Origin of the sequence: Bartonella sp. MR63HLJHH (assembly GCF_042194155.1) — a bacterium.
GTDB classification, from domain to species: domain Bacteria; phylum Pseudomonadota; class Alphaproteobacteria; order Rhizobiales; family Rhizobiaceae; genus Bartonella; species Bartonella grahamii.
In genome coordinates this window covers 184,837-201,907 of the sequence record NZ_JBHIMN010000001.1, presented here as the reverse complement: position 1 = coordinate 201,907, position 17,071 = coordinate 184,837, and the positions used below count along the sequence as shown (strand labels likewise).

The following is a 17,071-nucleotide window of genomic DNA, read 5'->3' as shown; positions in this document are numbered from 1 at the left end:
CATCCATCTTATGGATAAGATTGCTTTTAATTTATATTTTTAGCAACAAAGTTGCAACTCACTCAAATAATAAAGCCCAGCCTTATATTTCAAAGGCCGGGTTTATAAATTAATCAACACACATGCTGACACTATTTCTTCTTATCATTAACTTCTTCAAAATCAGCATCAACAACATCATCATTCTTTGCTTCTGTTTCAGTGTCAGCGCCCGCTGCTTGCGAAGCTTCATACATAGCCTGTCCAAGCTTCATACTGACTTCAGCTAATTTTTGCATCTTTGTTGTTACTTCTTCAGTATCACTGCCTTCAAGCGCAGATTTCAAATCAGATATTGCTGTTTCAATCTGTCCTTTTTCTTCAGCTGATACTTTATCGCCATATTCACTGAGTGACTTTTCAGTTGAATGAATAAGAGCTTCCGCTTGATTTCTAGCTTCAACACCTTCACGGCGTTTTTTATCCTCAGCTGCATGCTCTTCCGCATCCTGTACCATTTTTTCAATATCAGCATCACTTAAACCACCTGATGCCTGAATACGAATTTGATGCTCTTTACCAGTTCCCTTATCTTTGGCCGAAACATTAACAATACCATTCGCATCAATATCAAAAGTAACTTCAATTTGAGGTATACCACGTGGTGCTGGAGGAATACCAACAAGATCAAATTGAGCCAATAACTTATTATCGCTCGCCATTTCCCGTTCACCTTGGAAAACACGAATGGTCACAGCACTCTGGTTATCATCAGCTGTTGAAAAAACTTGAGATTTTTTTGTTGGGATAGTGGTATTACGCTCAATGAGACGTGTGAAAACACCACCCAAGGTTTCGATCCCCAAGGATAAAGGTGTTACATCTAGAAGCAAAACGTCTTTGACATCGCCTTGCAATACACCCCCTTGAATGGCAGCACCCATTGCAACAACTTCATCAGGATTAACGCCTTTGTGTGGATCCTTACCAAAGAAGCTTTGCACGACTTGCTGAATCTTGGGCATACGTGTCATACCACCCACTAAAACAACTTCGTCAATCTCACCGGCCTTTAATCCAGCATCTTTTAACGCAGCTTTACAAGGCTCGATGGTGCGCTGCACTAAATCGTCAACCAGAGATTCAAATTTTGCCCGAGTCAATTTCATTGTTAAGTGCTTGGGACCTGATTGATCTGCCGTGATAAATGGTAAATTGATTTCTGTTTGCTGTGACGAAGAAAGCTCAATTTTTGCTTTTTCTGCCGCTTCTTTTAAGCGCTGTAAAGCTAATTTATCATTTTTCAGATCAATTCCTTGCTCTTTCTTAAACTCATCGGCAAAATAACCGACCAAGCGCATATCAAAGTCTTCACCCCCTAAAAACGTATCTCCATTGGTTGATTTAACTTCAAAAACGCCATCTCCAATTTCAAGTACTGAAATATCAAATGTACCACCACCAAGGTCGTAAACAGCAATTGTCTTTCCGTCTTTTTTGTCCAAACCATAAGCTAAAGCAGCAGCAGTGGGCTCATTAATAATCCGTAAAACTTCAAGTCCAGCAATTTTACCCGCATCTTTAGTCGCTTGACGTTGCGCATCATTAAAATAAGCAGGAACAGTAATAACCGCTTGTTCAACTTTTTCACCCAGATAAGATTCTGCTGTTTCCTTCATCTTTTGCAAAATCATAGCTGAAATTTGCGATGGAGAATATTTCTTACCCGCTTCTTCAACCCATGCATCACCATTGTCACCTTTAACAATTTTATAAGGCACAAGTGCTTTATCTTTTTCAACCATAGGATCATCAAAACGACGCCCTATCAAACGTTTAACTGCAAAAACCGTCCCTTCGGGATTTGTTACCGCCTGCCGTTTAGCAGGCTGTCCAACAAGCCGCTCTCCCCCATCAGTAAAGGCAACAACGGAAGGTGTTGTTCGTGCTCCTTCTGAGTTCTCGATAACCTTTGCGTTTTTGCCATCCATAACAGCCACACAAGAGTTCGTTGTCCCCAAATCAATACCAATTACTTTTGCCATATTATAATCTCCATTCAGCAAGCTACCTCAACCTTCATAAAGCATCTTTTTAAGACAGCTCCTCATAACACTCAAAGCCCATACATTGCTTCAAGCAACATAAAATAATAAAAAATTGCAAGTCGCAATAAGCCTTGCTGCCTCGTATATAAGAACAGGCTTTTATTGCTACAAGAGAATAATGAGAGAAACATCTCCAAAATAAAAAATTTATTTTAAAATAGGCGCTTTAATGACCCATAAATACCATATTTATGAGAAACTTGAGATCATAATATATTTTTCTTGCAATTCTCAATAAATATATCTTTCTATAAAAATTAAAAAAACAAAAGAGTGATTGCACTCTCGCTCTTGATCTTCTCATCATTAATAAAATGATGCTCACGTAAAAGCTTTTTAAAAGGCGAATAATTTATATCACGAATATTATAAATTTTCCTTGGACTAAAATAGTCATCATATCTAATGTTCATATCAGTAGAGGTATTATCTATCGATCTCCTTTCAAAAATTCTCCTTTTAACGGTCTCATTGTTTACTGCTATTTGAAAGATGTGTTTTAAACTCACCTAAAGCGTTTTTTCTTAACTGTATAATTTTGAACTTGAAAATATATAAAAATGCCTCTGTATAAATGCTTTAAAATACCAAGAGCTGTCATAATATTAAAAATTGGTAAAGTAGTTGATGATTGCTCTGTGTTATATCTTTATTAAGTAAAATAGTAGTGCATCATAGATTTTATACCATTTACAAACACTATTATGAGATGAACACGGAAGCGTTAAGAGGTGTGTTGTCATTGTAAACCTTATTGTCTTCCTTTAAAATCAAAGAATTCTATGATTTTTATTCTCATATTCAAATCAATTTCATTTTAGCATTTCTTTCTTTTATTTTAAATAAAAGCTCTGCTAAAATGAAAAGTTATTCAAAGTGTGAATCTTATGAAGGAGGGTAAATCAATGATGACATCTATTATTAAGAAAATAACAAATCTTATCTTGAAGAATATAATAAATACACAACATCCATACAAAAAGGTTATCATAAATATCGTGTGTGCTCTTCTCTTTGCTGGTATAACCCTGCCTGCAGGTGCTCAGCAATATCAACTTGGCGACATAGAAATTCTCAATCCTTGGACACGCGAAACACTTAGAGGTATAAGAGTTGGTAGCGGTTATCTCTACATTATTAATCACAGCAATACCCCAGACCGTTTGGTTTCTATTTCCACAAACGGAGTAAAAAAAACAGAGATACACTCTATGGCTGTCGTTAATGATATTATGAAAATGGAAAAAATGCACAATGGCATTGAAATTCCGGGAAATGGCGAAATCACGCTTAAGCCTGGCGGTGATCATATTATGTTTATGGGGCTTTCACAACCATTCAAGTTAGGTGATAAAATTAGCGCAAAATTGACATTTGAGAAAGCAGGAACGATTGATGTTGATTTCTCTGTAAACGCTATGAAAGCACCATCACCTTCTAAATCCTCTCCTAGCCACTAAGCTCCTTTTTTATAATACACACTCTTAAAATGAAGAAGCGTGAAATTTTTGTACGCTTCTTTATTTTTTGTTTAATGCCATCAGTAAAAAATTCTCCCCTTTGATGAATTAACTATGGTCAATTTCAGGAATACGTAAAACTTGTCCAGGATAAATTTTATCGGGAGATTTTAGCATTGGCTTATTGGCTTCAAAAATAAACGTGTTTTTATTACCTTGCCCTTTTCCATAAACCTCTTCAGCAATTTTCCAAAGATTATCACCAGATTTAACCTCATAAAAGCGAGAAGGTTTTCTGGGCGTTGTATCTATAACCTTTAATTGATCAACATCTACAGAAGAGATACCTTGTGAATTGCCAACAACCAGCAGTGCTTTTTCAAGTGTTTCCCTGTCTGGAACTTCACCGCTTAAAATAGCTTTACCGTCTTCAACTTGAATATTTACTTTTTCTGTACCGAGTTGAAAATGATCAAATGCTGTCTTAAAATCTTTTTCTTTTGGTTCATGGTCCCCAATACCTAACTTTTCCCCTACAGTTTTAATAAAATTAAAAAATCCCATTACAACCTCCTTTCGTGTAGCAGAAACAAATTTTTGTGCATATATTGCCACATTCTTTTCTTTGCTCTTAAAACACATAGGCAGATTTTCTAAACTTCAACAATCAAAACTATACCTGTTCAATTATGGGACAAATACAATAATAAACTTTGTAATAAACCTTGATAAAAAAAGCCTTTATGAAAATTTTCTCTCAAACGAAGGGATCTTAATAGACGTAGAAACATTATAAATTATGAAAGCAAAACAAGATTTTACAGTAATGACAAAAGGTTTTTTACTTTGCTACAATTTGTATCATATTTGTTTTGCAAAAAAAATATGAACTCCCATATAAATAAGTGTGGGTAATTTGCTACCACAGCAATAGAAAGGTCTAAGAAACCATGAAAGATACACCAACAATCACACAAACGATTGTACTTGTTGATGATGATCGCAATATTTTGACGTCTTTATCTTTTGCGCTTGAGACAGAAGGCTATCGAGTTGAAAGCTATACAGATGGAGCATCCGCACTCAAGGGTCTTACACTTCACCCTCCACACTTAGCTATTTTTGATATTAAAATGCCCCGAATGGATGGGATGGAACTCTTGCGTCGTTTACGTCAAAAATCTGATCTTCCAGTTATTTTTCTTACCTCTAAAGATGATGAAATTGATGAATTATTTGGTCTCAAAATGGGAGCTGATGATTTTATTACTAAACCTTTCTCCCAACGTCTTCTCATTGAACGCGTGAAAGCTATTTTGCGCCGTTCTAATGCACGTAACCAACCACTTTCTACAGGAACTTCTTCCACCTCTTCTCTCAAACGTGGAGATCTTGTGATGGATCAAGAACGCCACACCTGTACATGGAAAGATAAACCTGTTATTTTAACCGTTACGGAGTTTTTGATTCTGCAAACCTTAGCACAAAGACTAGGAGTTGTAAAAAGTCGTGATGCTTTAATGGATGCTGCCTATAGTGATCAAGTCTACGTAGATGATCGCACCATTGATAGTCACATTAAACGTCTGCGTAAAAAGTTTAAACAAGTGGATGATGATTTTGCAATGATTGAAACACTTTATGGTGTAGGTTATCGTTTCCACGAGGTATAAAACTACTTTGTCGCAAAAATTTGAACGGCAATCAAATCGATGACAGACAATTCTCAACTGGAAACTTTACAAAAAACAACCGTTAATGGTACATCCTCAACGCCATTTCTTATGTTTGCCCGTTTGCATCTCCGAACACAACGTCTCTTTAGACAATTGCTTTTTTCCAGCCTCACACGTCGCATTGTTATATTAAACATTGCTGCCCTTGCCATTTTAGTTACAGGCATTTTATACCTTAACCAATTTCGCGATGGTTTAATTGAAGCAAAAATTAAAAGTTTATGTACCCAAGGAAAAATTATTGCTGGGGCTATTGCTGCTTCTGCAACAGTAGATACAAATTCTATCCTCATTGATCCCCAAAAACTCTTAGAGTTACAGACTGGTGAAAGCGTTACACCCGCCCCTCAATCAACCGATTCTTGGGATTTCCCTATTAACCCTGAGCAAGTTGCCCCTCTTTTACGGCGTCTCATCACACCTAAAACGACAAGAGCACGTATCTATGATCGTGATGCTACTCTCCTTCTTGATTCGCGCGTTCTTTATTCTAGTGGAGAAGTTTTTAGTTATGATTTACCCCCACTTAAAACAGAACAAAGCATGTGGGATCGCCTTACTTCATGGTATTCAAGCACATTTTATGGCAAAGGTATTGCTCTTGACAGAGAACAAACAAAAACCAGTGGTATTGCTTATCCAGAAGTGTACCGCGCATTAAACGGATCTCTTGCTACGGCTAAAAGACGCAACAGACAAGGTCAATTAATTGTTTCTGTTGCCGTTCCTGTGCAACGCTATCGCGCAGTGGTTGGAGCTCTTCTTCTTTCAACCACTGGTTCTGATATTGATAACATTGTAAAAGGTGAAAGACTGGTTATCTTTAAAGTTTTTGCCGTTGTAGGCAGCGTACTTTTGGTTCTTTCTCTCTTTTTGGCCCATACGATTGCCCATCCATTAAGTAAATTATCTGCCTCGGCTAATCGAGTGCGTAATGGCAATAATCAGCGTGTAGAAATTCCTGATTTTTCAATGCGTGAAGATGAAATTGGTCACCTTTCAACCTCTATTCGTGATATGACTAATGCCCTTTATATGCGTATTGAAGCCATTGAACGCTTTGCTGCTGATGTAAGCCACGAATTAAAAAATCCTCTCACCTCCCTACGCAGTGCTGTTGAAACGCTCCCCTTGGCTAAAAATGAAGAAGCACAAGAGAAATTGCTTGAAATTATTCAACATGATGTGCGCCGTCTTGATCGGTTGATTACAGATATTTCTGATGCATCGCGGCTCGATGCAGAGCTTGCACGAGAAACCGCAGAGATTGTTGATATGACACCGCTTTTGGAAAGTCTTGTTCATGCTGTTCAGGAAGTGTATCGTAATACGCAAACCATTGACATAAGCCTTAATATTGTCCCACGTCCTCATGGAAAAGCCTATCTTGTATTGGGACATGAACTCCGTTTAGGGCAAGTGATTTCAAACCTTCTTGAAAATGCACGTTCTTTTATTCCTCGGAATCGTGGCAAAATTTGCATTACTATGAAAAGTCATGCTTCAACCCTTATTTTAACCATTGAAGATAATGGCCCAGGTATTCGTTCAGAAAATATTGAACGCATTTTTGAGCGTTTTTATACAGATCGACCAAACGAAGATGCTTTTGGACAAAACTCTGGACTTGGCCTTTCTATTAGTCGGCAAATCATCGAGGCTCATAATGGGACAATTACAGCCGAAAATATTATTGATCCTACACTTGGAAAGTGTAAAACTGGTGCACGTTTTATTATTATGCTTCCCCTCGCTAAATAAATCTTTTATCCAAAGTAAAAGACATGAAAACAAAATGTGAAATACTCCACGCAAATTGCCTTCAATTAGGCGGCAAGGGGCTGTTAATTATAGGTCCATCGGGATCAGGAAAATCAACCCTTACCCTTTCTTTGCTCGACCGTGCTGAGTGGTCAAAACGTGAAGCGAAGCTTATTAGTGATGATTATACAATGTTGCGTGCGGAAAATGGAAAGCTTCACGGATACACTCCTGATAATTTAGAGGGCGGTATCGAGATTCGTGGCGTTGGTCTTTATATGATAGAATTTGAAAAGCACACAACTATCGATTGTGTTATTTTTCTCGGTCCGGAATATGAACGTTTTTCCACAAATAAAACTTTTCAATTTGAAAATTTGCACATTCCTCTTTTAAAACTTCCCTCTCTTCGTGAAGCCGATTGTACAGCCATTTGTCAAGCTATTGAAGCATTTTTGTTTAGAAAAATATGGCAAAAATCTGTCTAATTTTTTTCTAAAGATAAAAAAATCACTATTTTTGCCTTTTTTTTGCAAATTTTTCTTGGCAGCAAGACAAAGCCTTGTAAAATGTGTTTCCCACCAATATGGTCGGATCTTATTAGTTAACAGGAGTTTGCGTAAATGATTGGACTCGTGCTTGTAACGCACGGTGAGCTGGCTGTCGAATTTTTACATGCCGTGGAACATGTTGTTGGAGTACAAGAAAAGTTCGCAACAATATGCGTTTATCCCGATGACGATATAGATCAGCGCCGAGGTGATGTTATAGCCGCAGTAACCGATACAGATACGGATCATGGCGTAATCATATTAACAGATGTGTTCGGTGGAACACCATCGAATATAGCTGTTCCTGCTATTGAAAAAGGACGCGTTGAAATGATTGCGGGTGTTAATTTGCCCATGCTTATTAAACTGATTTCTATTCGCAAATGTCCTGATATTTCATTATCAGACGCGTTAAGAATAGCACAAGAAGCAGGGCGTAAATATATTAATGTACCAAGTATGATTTTATAGCGGATAATAAAATACCAATGTTTTCCAAAGATACCCTCCCATGTATAAGTCGTCATTTCAATATCTGTAATAAACGTGGCTTGCATGCACGTGCTTCTGCAAAATTTGTACAAACTGTTGACAATTTTAATGTTACTGTTGAAGTTGAAAAGGATGGAAAAATCGTTGGTGGATCATCAATTATGGGACTTATGATGCTAGCGGCTTCATCCGGTTGCAACCTCACCATTCGTGTTTCAGGACCAGAAGCAACAGATGCTCTTAATGCTCTTGAAAAGCTTATCAATAACAACTTTGGAGAGGAAAACTAGCGCTTTCTCACCATAAATAAGGATGATGATTCTTAGGAAATAGGAATTGTCCATCATTATTTTGAATTTTAATTTCTCTTCCCGCTTTTATACCAATATTCATATCCATTATAGATTAGCATAATTATCATAAATGTAAAAGTTTATAGTAATTTTATTATACTGGAGTTTTTCCTTCCTTTCCTAACATTATTTGATCAATTTGAATAGTTTTGCGTATTACGGCTATTACCCGACTTAATCGTATAATTAAATCTTTACAGAAAAAGAGAACTCTTCACCTTGTATTAGAATATGCTTTATTTTAAGCTAAAGATAGATGTCAAAATAATTTAGCACATCAAAAATCTATCAACTTTTCTTATTTTCTGCTAAATTTGTAGTCTTTATAATACACAAGGAATCTTCCATTGCACATCATTGTGATACAGCTCATGAAAACGCAATTCTTATCGATATCATAACCATTTTTTAAAACGAATAAGCTTTGTACGCTCATAATTATAGTAAGCATTTTTTAGATATTCTTTTTCAATACTATTGCCTTATTTCCTATGGTACATGCCTCGCCCTTATTATCTATATTGCGCTTTGGATAGCCTCTTTCATTATAAGGAGATAATATTATGGGTCGTCTATTTAGTGCCCTTCAGATTCCTCAACAAACAACACAACAACTTGTATCGTTGCAAAATGGCTTACCAAAAGCGCAATGGATCAACCTGCAAAATTTTCACGTCACCTTATCTTTTTTCGGTGAAGTTGAAAGTGCTACCGCAGATGCACTTATGCACGCCTTTGATACAATAAAGCTCTCTCCTTTTATGCTACAAATAGATGGTTTTGATATTTTTGGTTCAGAAAATACTGCCCCCTCTCTTGTTATTCGCATTAAACCTTGTAAAGCTCTCAATCTTCTACACGAAAAGATGCAATCTATCCGTAGCCATTTAGGTCTAACACCTGATGAAAGAGAATTTACTCCACATATTACTATTGCGCGACTGCTTGATACTAAACCTGAAGACCTTGTTCCTTATCTGTTCTTTCGAAGGAATTTTTCATTTCCTCCTTTTGAGGTCGATCACTTTGTTTTATTTTCATCGTCATCTCCCTCAAGCGAGGCCGTGTATCTTATAAAAGGAAGTTGGGCACTTCAAAGATAAAAGGGTGTTTATAACACCCTTTAAAAACTCTTTGAGAAAAGACCTCATATATGTGTAATTGCAGGGAATACTGCATTTTATGTTGGAGATTTATTATTGATGTGTTTTAAGCAGAATCAGTTTCAACAGAAGCTTCTTTTGCTCCTCCTTTGGCTACACCCACTATAGCTGGACGTAACACCCTTTCCCCGATAATATAGCCTGCCTGAACAACTTGTTGAACAGTATTATCTGGAACATCGGCATTAGGAATTTCAAACATCGCTTGATGAAAATGAGGATCAAATTTTTGCCCCTCTGGATGGATTTTTTGCACCCCATGACGTTCTAATGCTGCCATCATGGCACGTTCAGTCATTTCAACGCCTTCTGCCAATGATTTCAAACCAGCATCACTTTCCCGCGCCCCTTCTGGAATAGCTTCCAAAGCACGATTGAGATTGTCAGAAACCGATAACATATCCCGTGCAAAATTAGCAATGGAATAAGCCTTTGCATCCGCCACATCTCGCATAGTACGGCGTCGAAGATTTTCCATATCTGCAACAAGACGTAAAAGCTGATCTTTCAGTTCTTTATTTTCATCCTGCAAAGACGCTAAAAGATCACTAACCTCATTGCTTTCTTTTTCAACGTCTTCGTGTTCCTCTGTTTTATGTGTTTTTAAAAATTCATCGGCTGCCTGTTTAAGTGTATTACGATCAGCTGGATTTTTTAAATCACAATTTTCAAATGAAGCGTCAGTAAATTTGTTTTTTTCATCAGACATAAAAATTTTATTCCTTCATAAGATTCGTTATTCTCGATATCGAAATTCTACAGACAAAAATCAAGGGGTATCGATGTATATAATACAATGAGCTTCTATAGTACAAATACTTACCTGCATCGTTTTAACGCAATAACTGTGACACAAGTTGAGCTGTATAATCAACCATGGGCACAATCCTTGCATAATTAAGCCGTGTAGGACCAATAACGCCTAAAGCACCAATGACTCTTTGTTGTGAATCACGATAAGGTGCTACAACTAAAGAAGAACCAGAAAGTGAAAATAACTTATTTTCTGAACCAATAAAAATTCGAACCCCAGAACCTTCATCCGTTAAATCGAGAAGCTGTGCCATACTCTCACGCGTTTCAAGATCATCAAACAAATGGCGTAATCGTTCTAAATCTTCTTCTGCTTTCACATCTTCAAGTAAATTGCTACGCCCGCGAACAATGAGGTGTATTTTATGATCAGCACCTTCTCCTCCCCAAAGAGCTAATCCCGTTTCAACAAGATGATGCGATAAATCATCAAGTGCAGCCCGTGTTTCTGAGCATAAACGTGCAATTTCCTCTTTAGCTTCACTCAATGTTCGCCCCTGAATATGAGCATTGAGAAAATTCGTTGCCTCCGTCAGTTGTGCATGGGTAACCCCCTCTGGCAAATGAACAATACGATTTTCAACTTCACCTTGTTGAGTCACCAAAACGGCAAGAGCGTGCTCCCTATCAAGGCGCACAAATTCAATATGTTTCAATGTTCCTTCTTGTTTTGTTGCTAAAACAAGCCCTGCCCCACGTGAAAGATCTGAAAGAACTCGGCTTGCTTGAACAAGAAAATGTTCAACCGATTGTGCATGACCAGCCTCTTTGACTTGCATTTCAATATTTTCTCGCTCTTCGTTTGGCAAATCACCTGCTTCCATAAATGCATCCACAAAAAAGCGTAAACCTGATTGTGTCGGCATTCGTCCAGCAGAAACATGTGGTGCATAAATCAAACCGAGATGTTCAAGATCACTCATCACATTGCGAATCGTCGCAGGCGATAATGTCTGTCGTAAAAGCCGTGAAAGATTGCGTGACCCTACAGGTTCACCATCATTAAGATAAGCTTCAACAATATGGCGAAAAATATCACGTGAACGTTCATCAAGATATTTTAGTTCATTATCAATAGTTTTGTGCTTCATCACAATTGTTTCACTACTTTTAAAATCCTCATCTCTTATATAAGTTTTGCCAAGGTTTGGTCAAATAGTCTAAAGTAGTATAAAAGCATATTATCCTATTGAGCCGTAAAATGCTACCTTTCAGAATGATGATTGATAAATTACGCAGGAGGTATTTTTTGTTAGAGTGTGTGAAAAATATTTAAGATTAAGAGTTGATCTATAAAGTGCTCTACTGTAGAGACTTTCCAAGAGAATCTGGATTGTTTAAAAACCGCTGTAAATAAAAAATTTCACCCTTTAGAGCAAGCCGGAAATTGGAAATTTACCATAAAAATGCTATTATAAAAAAGACATGTCCTTCATATCTTTGCAAGGTTATCTTTATACAAGATAAAAAATTTTATTGGAATAAAATATCATAAAACGTGTAAAATAATCATATCATGTAAAATTAAGCAGAATGTGTGTATATGAGTATTTAAGCTGGTTTTTAGCACAAAAATAGTTCCCCTTTCATTTTTGGAGAAATCTATATGAGAAGCATAGCAGATAAAAAACTTGTCATTGCTACACATAACACCGGCAAATTGCATGAAATCACTACTTTAATTACGCCTTTCGGTTTAATAATACAATCGGCAAAAGAACTGGGCTTGCCAGAACCAAAAGAAACGGGAAAAACATTTGAAGAAAATGCTTATATTAAGGCTTTTTCAGCAGCAAAAAAGACAGGACTTCCTGCCCTTTCTGATGATTCAGGCTTAGAGGTAGATGCATTGGAGGGTGCGCCAGGCGTTTATACCGCTGATTGGGCAATTCAAGCCGATGGCACACGTAATTTTCCAAAAGCTATGAAAAAAATAGAAAATGAACTCCAAAAAGTCGGAGCGCGAGAAAAAAGCCAACGAAAATGCCGTTTTATATCCGTCATTTGCATTGCATGGCCTGATGCTCATGCAGATTACTTCCGCGGATGCGTTGAAGGAACATTCTTTTGGCCTCCACGGGGCGACAAAGGCTTTGGTTTTGATCCTATTTTTTTACCAGATGGATATGAAAATACCTTTGGAGAAATGTCAACAGAGCAAAAACACAACTGGAAATGTAATGATATTCCCCCTCTTTCACATCGCGCACGTGCTTTCAAACTTTTGGCAGAAAACCTTTTAGCATTCTCATGAATGAACCTTTTGGCATTTACATTCATTGGCCCTTTTGTGCAGCTAAATGTCCTTATTGTGACTTTAATTCGCATGTTCGCATCCATGGTGTTGATCAACCACGTTTTGTCACCGCCTTTAAGCGCGAAATAGAAACGCAATACCACAAAATAGGCCCACGCCATATTACAAGTATTTTTATTGGTGGGGGAACTCCTTCTCTTATGGAGCCGCGAACTGTCGATGCCCTATTGCAAGCACTTGCAAAAAAATGGGTAGTCGATGATAAAGTTGAAATTACATTAGAAGCTAATCCATCCAGTGTGGAGGTAGAACGCTTTCGTGGATACCGTGCAGCAGGTGTTAATCGCTTATCTCTAGGGATACAAGCGCTCAATGATAAAGCATTGCGCAAACTTGGCCGACTCCATAATGTGGAACAAGCTCTTTGTGCCATTGCTTTAGCACGGCAAATTTTTCCACGTTTATCCTTTGATCTCATTTATGCCCGCCCCGAACAAACCCTTGAACAATGGAAATCTGAACTTGTACAAGCAATTGATTTGGCAGCGGACCATCTTTCTCTTTATCAATTGACGATCGAAGAAGGAACTGCCTTTAAACGGCTTCATGATGCAGGAAGACTTATCCTTCCCCCATCAGAGTTAGCAGCAGATCTGTATCATCTTACCCAAGAAATAACGGCACTGCATGGACTTCCTGCCTATGAAATCTCAAACCATGCAATGCTCGGTGCTGAATCAGCACACAATCTTCTTTATTGGCGCTATCACCAATATGCAGGCTTTGGTCCAGGAGCACATGGACGTTTCATTGAGCACGCACCGAATCATTCCTCTGCCTGTTCAAAAACATTGTCATCACATCTTGAAAACCGCGAACGTTATGTCACAATAAATGAAAAGCATCCCGAACAGTGGCTTAATTTGGTAGAAACAACAGGACATGGCTGTATTGAAACGGAACATTTAACCACTGAACAACAGGCAAATGAAATGCTCCTTATGGGATTACGCCTTTGCGAAGGCTTAGAACTTATACGCTATGAAACCTTAAGCCCTAAACGCATCCCAATGGAAAAACTGATCGATTTACAACAACAAGGGTTGGTAGAAATGGTAGGAAACCAGCGTTTGAAAGCCACGGCTAAAGGACGCATCCTTCTTGATCACATCATCAGCCAACTGGCAATATGATTTTAACCTGTTATCATATCAATTGTGACACATTTACGGTTTTCAATTTGAGGTGAAGATGCTTTTGAGAAAGCAATTGCTTCTCACCGCAAAAAATCAACAATGAAACGTTCATAAACAGCCGTGAGAGTCTCCAGCGCATCAAGCGTTACACATTCATCCACCATATGCATCGTTTGCCCCGGTAAACCAAATTCAACCACTGGGCAATAATCTTTAATAAACCGCGCATCCGAAGTCCCCCCCGAAGTTGAACATTCTGGTATATTCCCTGTCACACCTTCAATAGCATTGGATAAAGTTTTAACGAGTTTATCATTTTTGGTCAAAAAAACATCTCCCAAACTTGGAATCCATTCAAGCTGATAGTAGGGTAATTGATCATTCTTATTTTTTGGCTGCACCAAAGCAAGGCGTTTTTCAATTTCTGTCATAAGCGTTTCTTTTGTCCAAAGATCATTGTAGCGTATATTAAAACGGATTGTTGTTTGCGCTGGAATAACGTTCACCGCGGGATTCCCCGTATCGATGGTTGTTAATTCCAAATTACTTGGTTGAAAATTTTCTGTACCTTGATCTAAGGCTTTTAGTGTCAATGCTTGAATAAGCTTATTTACTAAAGGCAATGGATTGGCTGCCCGCTCAGGAAAAGCAACATGACCTTGGCGACCTCTCACGGTAATGATACCAGAAATCGATCCGCGGCGACCAACTTTGATGACATCCCCAACAGTTTTTACACTTGTTGGTTCCCCTACAAGAGCCGCAGTCCATTTTTCGCCTTTTTTTTCTGCCCATTTGAGAAGTTTGACGGTACCATTAACAGCAGGTCCCTCTTCATCACCGGTAATCAAAAAACTTACCATTCCTTTAATGGACCGTTTCTCAAGAACTCGCGCTAGCGCCGCAATAAAACAGGCGATACCGCCCTTCATATCAACAGCACCCCGCCCATATAATTTCCCCTGATCTATGACAGCTTCAAAAGGTGAATAGGTCCATTCATCCAATGCGCCTGGTGGTACGACATCTGTATGACCTGCAAACATAAGATGGGGTCCTTCATTTCCCATTTTTGCATAAAGATTTTCAACATTATCTGTATTTTTATCCGTAAAAATAGGGCGCTCAACATGAAATCCCATTTTTTTCAAAAATTGCTCCAAAGTTGATAAAGCCCCTGCTTCATGAGGTGTAACAGAAGGACAACGGATAAGTCTTTGTAATAGCTGAAGTGGATCTGTAAGAACAGGCATAAGCTCCCCTTCCCATTTTTTTATAAGTTATCGGAACTTAAGGTTATTACGCTGAATTACAAAAAAGATAAAGCAAAAACATTGAAGACACTCAGCAAACCAAGCAGGGGAGAACAATCGTGCTGAGAGCTTCAATGGCTTCCTCATTATGCATGAGCAAGTACACACACAACAAAACACTCGACAAAAAGTTCCGTTAAATATTGCCTTCATTGGAAAGCTTTTTACGCCTTTAAATTATATGAATCAAAATTAATTGCGTGCAATCTATGAGCATTTTCCTTCAACCAAGCACGATACGTTTTACTATCAGGACATAGTTCTTCACAAAGAGCCCAAAATCTTGGACCGTGATTCATTTCAACAAGATGAGCAACCTCATGAGCAACAACATATTCCACAACTTCTTTTGGTGCCATAACAAGGCGCCAAGAAAAAGAAAGACGCTTATCTATTGAACAAGACCCCCAACGACTTCTCGTATCTTTATAACAAATTGATTTGACTTTACGCTCTACTTTATGGGCATAATGTGCCACCAAAGGTGTTATAATACGTGCTGCTTGTTTTTTCAAAACGTCAGCAACACGCCTTGGCAAATATTCTAATTGACCATAAACGATAATTTGAGGTTCTTGTTCTGCATCTCCTGCAATAATTTCCGTCACCCCACGTCCTTCTCTATGCTTTATGGAATGGCAAACACCCAATAAAGGAATCGTTGCCCCCTCTTTGAGATAAGCATTTTCATGAGAGATTTGTACACGAGCAAGACGTGCCTCAATCCAAGACCGATGCTTTTCAATAAAACTTTGAATCGTACAGAGACTTATCGCTGGTGGTGTTGTTACACAAATCCTCTCTCCGCTCGCATCAATACGTAAGGTAAGACGGCGCGCGCACTTATTTTCCCGCACCCGTACAGGTACAGAGCGATCAGAAAAAATAAAATGCTGTTTAGAAATGCTCATATATTTTTATCTTCATCAATAAATGTACCCCTTATTTTGCATTAATCTGATTAATAAAAGATCTCAATACCGTTTCGAGGCAATCTAAATCTTGCGGACGAGAAAAGCGATGACCTGCATCACGAACAAGTGTCAATGTTACATCATGGAGAGGTAAATGATCAAGTAAAGTCAATGTATGCTGATAGGGAATATCTTCATCTTCCATCCCTTGTAAAATATGGACTGGACACCCAACATCAATGCATCCTTTCATAACACAATTTTCGCGTCCATCTTCAATCAATGTTTTTGTAAAGGGCATTGGCTCTGTATCATCAACTGCAGGTCGTTCAATATAGCCTTTTTCCTCCAAAATCTTCCATTCTTCTGGGCCTAATTTTGGTTCCACCAATGTTTGTGTAAAATCAGGTGCTGGAGCAATCAATATCATGCCAGCAAGCTTCTTATTTTTCTGTGCTAGCATCATAGCAAGCTTTAGCGCAATCCACCCGCCCATAGAGGTGCCAATCAAAATTTGTGGCCCCTCACAATAATTTTCAAAAACCGCTAAACTTTCTTTAACCCAGCGTGAAATCGTTCCTTGAAAAAAATCACCTTCAGATTCTCCATGTCCAGAGTAATCAAAACGTAAGCAGGACAAATCATTCTTCTGAGCAAAACTATCAACCAACATCGCCTTATCCCCTGACATATCGGACAGATAGCCATGAAGCCAAACTAAACCTAGAGAATGGCTGCCTTTGCGATAACGTACTGCAAGTGCGGTGTTCTCAAACGAAAAAAACTGACAAGGAATATTTTGATCCATGATTCTTTATCCTCCATAAAACAATTCCTTTAAATTAAGAGAAAAACTTTTATAATCTAAATCATTCCAAAAAGTAATAAATCAAATAATGAAAAAGACACGAATTATAGTTGTTTTTAGGTGCATAATTGTATATTAAATTAACTGTAGTTGAATCAAAATTAAGG

16 protein-coding genes are annotated in these 17,071 nt (G+C 38.0%); 9 read left to right on the top strand and 7 right to left on the bottom strand.

Annotated features, from left to right (window positions below; all coding sequences use genetic code 11):
• Window positions 1-131: 131 nt before the first annotated feature.
• Complete coding sequence (gene dnaK / locus ACFIKQ_RS00800; protein ID WP_375655596.1) at window positions 132-2,024, bottom strand: molecular chaperone DnaK; 1,893 nt, start codon at window positions 2,022-2,024, stop codon at window positions 132-134.
• Between the two features lie 968 nt (window positions 2,025-2,992).
• On the opposite strand from dnaK, the gene ACFIKQ_RS00795 reads away from it, so the two are divergent.
• Complete coding sequence (locus ACFIKQ_RS00795; RefSeq protein ID WP_375655594.1) at window positions 2,993-3,547, top strand: copper chaperone PCu(A)C; 555 nt, start codon at window positions 2,993-2,995, stop codon at window positions 3,545-3,547.
• Window positions 3,548-3,655: 108 nt separating this feature from the next.
• Here ACFIKQ_RS00795 and lysM read toward each other — a convergent pair whose 3' ends face one another.
• Window positions 3,656-4,111 (bottom strand): peptidoglycan-binding protein LysM, encoded by a 456-nt coding sequence (gene lysM, locus ACFIKQ_RS00790; RefSeq protein ID WP_012754487.1) that lies wholly within the window; start codon window positions 4,109-4,111, stop codon window positions 3,656-3,658.
• A gap of 386 nt (window positions 4,112-4,497) precedes the next feature.
• Between lysM and ACFIKQ_RS00785 the strand changes: the two genes are divergently transcribed.
• The 6 genes from ACFIKQ_RS00785 (at window position 4,498) to thpR (ending at window position 9,543) form a co-directional block, all read left to right on the top strand.
• A complete protein-coding gene (locus tag ACFIKQ_RS00785) occupies window positions 4,498-5,220 on the top strand; it encodes a response regulator transcription factor (RefSeq protein ID WP_375655592.1) in 723 nt (240 codons plus the stop codon).
• Between the two features lie 39 nt (window positions 5,221-5,259).
• Complete coding sequence (locus ACFIKQ_RS00780) at window positions 5,260-7,044, top strand: stimulus-sensing domain-containing protein (RefSeq protein WP_375627983.1); 1,785 nt, start codon at window positions 5,260-5,262, stop codon at window positions 7,042-7,044.
• A gap of 23 nt (window positions 7,045-7,067) precedes the next feature.
• On the top strand, window positions 7,068-7,532 hold the full coding sequence (locus tag ACFIKQ_RS00775; RefSeq protein ID WP_273722417.1) for an HPr kinase/phosphatase C-terminal domain-containing protein: 465 nt from the start codon (window positions 7,068-7,070) through the stop codon (window positions 7,530-7,532).
• A gap of 135 nt (window positions 7,533-7,667) precedes the next feature.
• Window positions 7,668-8,066, top strand: coding sequence for a PTS sugar transporter subunit IIA (locus tag ACFIKQ_RS00770; protein ID WP_375635398.1), 399 nt, complete (start codon window positions 7,668-7,670; stop codon window positions 8,064-8,066).
• 17 nt (window positions 8,067-8,083) lie between these two features.
• On the top strand, window positions 8,084-8,377 hold the full coding sequence (locus ACFIKQ_RS00765; protein WP_012754483.1) for an HPr family phosphocarrier protein: 294 nt from the start codon (window positions 8,084-8,086) through the stop codon (window positions 8,375-8,377).
• A 626-nt stretch (window positions 8,378-9,003) separates the two neighbouring features.
• A complete protein-coding gene (gene thpR, locus ACFIKQ_RS00760; RefSeq protein ID WP_375655590.1) occupies window positions 9,004-9,543 on the top strand; it encodes an RNA 2',3'-cyclic phosphodiesterase in 540 nt (179 codons plus the stop codon).
• Window positions 9,544-9,649: 106 nt separating this feature from the next.
• On the opposite strand, the gene grpE is transcribed toward thpR, so the two are convergent.
• Complete coding sequence (gene grpE / locus ACFIKQ_RS00755) at window positions 9,650-10,312, bottom strand: nucleotide exchange factor GrpE (RefSeq protein WP_375635396.1); 663 nt, start codon at window positions 10,310-10,312, stop codon at window positions 9,650-9,652.
• Between the two features lie 124 nt (window positions 10,313-10,436).
• Window positions 10,437-11,507: a heat-inducible transcriptional repressor HrcA gene (hrcA, locus tag ACFIKQ_RS00750; RefSeq protein ID WP_375635395.1), complete on the bottom strand. Its 1,071-nt coding sequence runs from the start codon at window positions 11,505-11,507 to the stop codon at window positions 10,437-10,439.
• A gap of 515 nt (window positions 11,508-12,022) precedes the next feature.
• Between hrcA and rdgB the strand changes: the two genes are divergently transcribed.
• On the top strand, window positions 12,023-12,670 hold the full coding sequence (rdgB, locus tag ACFIKQ_RS00745; RefSeq protein ID WP_375644377.1) for an RdgB/HAM1 family non-canonical purine NTP pyrophosphatase: 648 nt from the start codon (window positions 12,023-12,025) through the stop codon (window positions 12,668-12,670).
• Window positions 12,667-13,866, top strand: a complete 1,200-nt coding sequence (hemW, locus tag ACFIKQ_RS00740) for a radical SAM family heme chaperone HemW (protein ID WP_375655588.1) — start codon at window positions 12,667-12,669, stop codon at window positions 13,864-13,866. Before rdgB ends, hemW begins: the two co-directional genes overlap by 4 nt.
• Window positions 13,867-13,949: 83 nt before the next feature.
• Here the strand turns inward: hemW and dapE are convergent, their stop codons facing one another.
• The 3 genes from dapE to ACFIKQ_RS00725 all read right to left on the bottom strand — a co-directional run bounded on the left by dapE (window position 13,950) and on the right by ACFIKQ_RS00725 (window position 16,904).
• Window positions 13,950-15,122, bottom strand: a complete 1,173-nt coding sequence (dapE, locus tag ACFIKQ_RS00735; RefSeq protein ID WP_375655586.1) for a succinyl-diaminopimelate desuccinylase — start codon at window positions 15,120-15,122, stop codon at window positions 13,950-13,952.
• 224 nt (window positions 15,123-15,346) lie between these two features.
• Window positions 15,347-16,093, bottom strand: a complete 747-nt coding sequence (locus tag ACFIKQ_RS00730) for a M48 family metallopeptidase (protein WP_375644374.1) — start codon at window positions 16,091-16,093, stop codon at window positions 15,347-15,349.
• A 31-nt stretch (window positions 16,094-16,124) separates the two neighbouring features.
• The gene (locus ACFIKQ_RS00725; protein ID WP_375635390.1) at window positions 16,125-16,904 is read right to left on the bottom strand and encodes an alpha/beta hydrolase; all 780 of its coding nucleotides are present in this window, start codon (window positions 16,902-16,904) and stop codon (window positions 16,125-16,127) included.
• Window positions 16,905-17,071: the final 167 nt, after the last annotated feature.